Origin of the sequence: Luteibacter sp., assembly GCF_051958795.1 — a bacterium.
Classification (GTDB): Bacteria; Pseudomonadota; Gammaproteobacteria; order Xanthomonadales; family Rhodanobacteraceae; genus Luteibacter.
The window spans coordinates 1-4,306 of sequence record NZ_JBQCFT010000423.1 but is presented as its reverse complement, the minus strand read 5'-3'; the positions used below and the strand labels follow the sequence as shown (position 1 = coordinate 4,306).

At 64.5% G+C, this 4,306-nt stretch carries 3 protein-coding genes and 1 pseudogene; 3 read left to right on the top strand and 1 reads right to left on the bottom strand.

The genetic code is table 11. From position 1 onward, the window contains the following. The first annotated feature begins 82 nt into the window (after positions 1-82). The 3 genes from ACTHLF_RS21245 to ACTHLF_RS21235 all read left to right on the top strand — a co-directional run bounded on the left by ACTHLF_RS21245 (position 83) and on the right by ACTHLF_RS21235 (position 3,573). Positions 83-1,690, top strand: coding sequence for an ATP-binding cassette domain-containing protein (locus tag ACTHLF_RS21245; protein ID WP_440330229.1), 1,608 nt, complete (start codon positions 83-85; stop codon positions 1,688-1,690). A 72-nt stretch (positions 1,691-1,762) separates the two neighbouring features. Then, complete coding sequence (locus tag ACTHLF_RS21240; RefSeq protein ID WP_440330227.1) at positions 1,763-2,665, top strand: LysR substrate-binding domain-containing protein; 903 nt, start codon at positions 1,763-1,765, stop codon at positions 2,663-2,665. A 137-nt stretch (positions 2,666-2,802) separates the two neighbouring features. Next, positions 2,803-3,573: a DNA/RNA non-specific endonuclease gene (locus tag ACTHLF_RS21235; protein WP_440330225.1), complete on the top strand. Its 771-nt coding sequence runs from the start codon at positions 2,803-2,805 to the stop codon at positions 3,571-3,573. A gap of 123 nt (positions 3,574-3,696) precedes the next feature. Here the strand turns inward: ACTHLF_RS21235 and ACTHLF_RS21230 are convergent. After that, positions 3,697-4,306, bottom strand: a pseudogene (locus ACTHLF_RS21230) (L,D-transpeptidase); the annotation flags it as partial.

Here is a 4,306-nt window from a genome sequence, read left to right as displayed (position 1 = left end):
GTAATGCCGCCGTCCCTCTGACGGCCCGCTCTCCTCCCGCCCCGTTTAACGCGGGGAGTGCATGGCATGCCTGGTGAAATCGATGACCTCCTCTCTCCTGACGCTGGAAGGCGTCTCGTTTGTCCTGCCGGATGGCAGGGTCCTCTTCCACGATCTCTTTGAAACCCTCGATGCGCGCCCTACGGGCCTCGTGGGTGGCAATGGCGTGGGTAAGTCCGTGCTTGGCCAGATCTACGCGGGGCTGTTGCCGCCGACGACGGGACGGTGCCAGCGGGCGGTCGACGTGCATTACCTCGCGCAGCAAGCCGATGGCGGTTGTGGCACGGTCGCTTCGCTGGCTGGGGTGGAAAACATTCTTGGCGCACTCGAGCGCATCGAGGCCGGCGGCGTCGACGCTTCCGACTTCGAGATAGTGGGTACGCACTGGGACCTGCGCGATCGGTTCCGCCAGGCGCTGGATGAAGCGCAACTGGGCAAGCTCAACCCTGGCGCACCTGCGGCGCAGCTCAGCGGCGGTGAAGCGATGCGCGTTGCGCTACTCGGCGCCCGCCTTTCCGGCGCGGGCTACCTCATCCTCGATGAGCCAACCAACCACCTGGATCGCGCCGGTCGCGATGCGTTGATGACCTGGCTAGCCGGCTGGCGCGGCGGCCTGCTCGTGATCAGCCACGACCGCGTTCTGCTCGACACGATGGAACGTACGCTTGAGCTCGACGGCGGAGCGTTGCGCGCGTATGGCGGCGGTTACACCTTCTATGCAGGCGAGAAGGCGAAAGATCGCGAAGCCGCGCAACGTGAGCTTGCAAGCGCCAGGGCGGAGCGACGCCGCGGCGAGCAGGCCTTGCGCGAGCAGAACGAACGCATCAACCAACGCGCCGCTCGCGGCGAGCGCGCCGGCAAGACCGCGAACCAGGCACCGATCCTTCTGGGCAGGCGCAAGGAGAAGAGCGAAGGCACCGCTGCACGGCTGCGCGAACAACAAGCGGCACAGCGAGAGCAGCTGAATGAGCGAACCCGCGAGGCTGCTGCGCGTGTTGGTTCCGACAAGACCGTGGTGCTGCGGGCACCCGAGTTCGAGACAACACCGGGGCGGGCTGCAAAGCTAAGCCACGTTGTCCTGCCATGGGTTCAGACGGACGCTCGTGCGATCGACCTCACCATCACCGGCAGGCAACGCATCGGCGTGATCGGGCCCAATGGATGCGGGAAATCCACGCTGTTGAAGGTGCTTGCGGGCGAGCTGGCCCCTTCGTCCGGCACCGCCGAGGTCTTCGTGCCGTTCGCCAGGCTCGACCAGCGGTTGTCGCGACTCGACCCCGCGTCGTCGACGATCATGCAGCTTAAACAGGCAGCGCCAGGCGTAGCCGAAGGCGAACTCCGTTCCCGCCTGGCCCTGCTCGGATTCGAGGCGGATGTTGCAACCCGACCCACCGCGCTGCTCAGTGGTGGGGAACGACTGAAGGCCGCGCTGGCCCTCGCGCTCCTCGCCACCCCACCCGCACAACTCCTGTTACTCGACGAACCCGGCAACCACCTCGACCTTGCGTCGCTACAAGCGGTCGAGGCCATGCTGCGCGAGTACACCGGGGCGCTTGTCGTCGTCTCGCATGATGTGGCTTTCCTCGAGAACATCGGTCTTACTGATCTGCTTGTGCGTGAGGAAAAGGTCTGGACGATCCGACCGACGTAACGCCCCTTAGTGGGGCTTACTTTTGCCAAAAAAGCCGCGTATAAGCGAGTCACACTTACCGCGAACGCAACGATGAACATCACGCTCGACGAGATCCAGAACTTCATTGCGGTCGTCGATACCGGCTCGATCACGAGCGCGGCGCAGCAGCTTGACCAGACGGTGTCGGCTGCCAGCCGAACGCTGGGGCGGCTGGAACAGAAGCTGCAGACCACGCTGATCCGCCGGACTACGCGGCGGATCGAGCTCACCGACGAAGGCGAGGCCTTCCTGGAACGGGCCCGCGAGATCGTTGCGGCCGTCGAGGGTGCCGAAGAGGCCATGGCCACCCGCCGCGCGCGCCCGGCGGGCCGCCTGCGCGTCGATGCCGCGACGCCTTTCATGCTCCATGTGGTTGCGCCACTGGTAGCCGGCTATCGCGAGCGCTTTCCCGATGTGGAGCTTGAGCTCCACACCAGTGAGGGTTACATCGACCTGCTCGAGCGGCGTACCGACGTTGCCCTGCGCATCGGCCGGCTGAAGGATTCCACGTTGCATGCCAAGCCGATCGGTACGAGTCGCATACGCCTGCTGGCCAGCCCCGCGTATCTCAAGAAGCACGGCACACCGCGCAACGTAGCTGACCTGGCTTCGCACACGCTGCTGGGATTCACCGAGCCCGACTCGCTCAATGATTGGCCGGTACTGGATGCAAAGCGCCAGCCGGTACACGTACGCCCTGCGCTTTCGTCATCGAGCGGCGAAACGCTGCGCCACCTCGCGCTCGGCGGCAACGGCATCGTTGTGCTTTCGGATTTCATGACGTGGGAAGACCGGCAGGCAGGCACGCTGGTCGAAGTGCTGGCGAAGCAGACGGTGGAACACCGCCAGCCGATCAACGCGGTGTACTACCGAAACACCGCGATCTCCGCACGCATCGCGTCGTTCGTCGATTACCTCGCCGAGGCCATAGGCGAAAACGGCTTCTGTCGCTGAACGAACGATTGATAAGCGCGGAAGCGTGACCGTAGTCGCACTTCGCGCGCTACATGTGCACCGCATGCGTCACGTTACGCGGCAAGAATGGCCGGGCTCGCGAACAGGGGCTTTCGTGTCCATTTGGGGAACAAACCATGTTCAAACGCCATGCGCGCGCGTTCTGCGCCGTCGTTGTCTTCGTACTCGCCGGTGCCGCACACGCTTCGGAAACTTCGTGCCCGCAGTTGTTCCAGGGGTCGGAAGCACCGGATCTCGTCGATTCCTCGCTCGCCGAACGTACCACCACGCTTTGCTTCAACGCGTATTCGCTGATCGCCTCCGGCGTCACCAAGGGCCCGCTGTGGTCCGCCGAACACCTCACCGCCCAGCAGATTGAAGATGCGCAGGATACGCCGCGCAAGGATGCCTTCCATGCGGAAACCGGTATCCCGGAAGAAGACCGCTCCGAACTCTCCGACTACAAGGGCAGCGGATACGACCGTGGCCACATGACGCCAAGCGGCGACGAGCCGAATGCCACGGCCCAGCGCGATAGCTTCTCCCTGGCGAACATGGTGCCGCAGAACCACACACTGAACACGGGCAAGTGGGAGCGGATCGAGACGAGCCTGCGCAACATGGTGCTGGATGATGGCGAGATCTATGTCGTCACCGGCCCGGGCTTCGACGGCCCGACGCCCGACACGATCGGCGCCGATATGGTGATCGTGCCGAACTACACGTGGAAAGCCATTTACGACCCGAGCCAGGATGGTGCGGCGGCATGGCGTTGCACGAACGTGGATACGCCGGTTTGCACGGTGGTGTCGATCGACGACATCACGGATGAAACGGGTGTCGATCCGTTCCCGGCGTTGAGCGGCAGCATCAAGTCGAATCCGATTTCGTTGCCACTGCCGAACTGAGGCAGAGCGTTACCTGTAGGAGCTCACCCTGTGAGCGACATCTTTCGCCGCAAAGCCTCAGGCCCTGTCGCGATTTCGCGAACGGCGTCGCTCACAGGGTGAGCTCCTACAGCTGCGTTGCGGTTACGGCGCGCGTTCCGGCGGATTCGAATCGATGACCTGCAATTTCGGGCCGGTGGTCGAGGGAAGGATCCGTTCGTCGGTCGCGAGCAGGACGTCGCCAGGCTTCAGCTCCGGAAGGATCTTCTCCATAAACTCGCGCGGTGCGGCGACGCGGTCGGCGAGGGCTTCGTCGACGACCTTGCCGGCCTCATCGCCATGGCCGGGGATGCCGATGGTGATCCAGTTCGGCATGCGCAGGCCTTCGCGGCTCGGGGCGTTCGCCATGTAGCCCGCGGACACGATGTACGCGTGCGTGCCGACGAGCGGGTTGCTCACCTCGACTTTCGCGCGGCCGATCTCGATGCCGTTGCGGAGCACGATCACACGCTGGTCGGGCACGCTGAGCACCATGGAAATCGGACCCGCAGGCGACGCATCGGGATTCCAGCTGTACATCTCGCCATTCATCAGCGGGGCCACGGCCAGGTCCTTGCCGTTGCGCGGGTCGATCGGGATCACCGCGCTCGGGTGCACCACCGTCACCGGCGCCGTGCCCTCTTCCGCCACCACCACCGTCATGCCCATGTTTGTCGCCGCGAACAGCAGCTTCGCGAATTCGGTGGGCATGTGC